At 48.7% G+C, this 300-nt stretch carries 1 protein-coding gene; it reads left to right on the plus strand.

The window, feature by feature from the left end; translation table 11 throughout:
- Positions 1–63: 63 nt before the first annotated feature.
- A partial coding sequence (locus QCD69_RS22550; protein WP_301253579.1) for a transposase occupies positions 64–300 on the plus strand: 237 nt, incomplete at its 3' end.

Below are 300 nucleotides of genomic sequence, written 5' to 3' on the forward strand. Positions count from 1 at the left end.
TGAATCGCCACGGGTTTAACAGACACCTCAGAGTCATTTAAGATGGCTGAAAGAGAGGTGCCCATGAGCGGTAAGCGTTATCCAGAAGAGTTTAAAATTGAAGCAGTCAAACAGGTTGTCGATCGTGGCCATTCTGTTTCCAGCGTTGCAACACGTCTCGATATCACTACCCACAGCCTTTACGCATGGATAAAGAAGTACGGTCCGGATTCTTCCACTAATAAAGAACAGTCAGATGCTCAGGCCGAGATCCGCCGTCTCCAGAAAGAGCTGAAGCGGGTTACCGACGAACGGGACATA

The organism is Erwinia sp. PsM31, from assembly GCF_030433775.1.
Classification (GTDB): Bacteria; Pseudomonadota; Gammaproteobacteria; order Enterobacterales; family Enterobacteriaceae; genus Erwinia; species Erwinia aeris.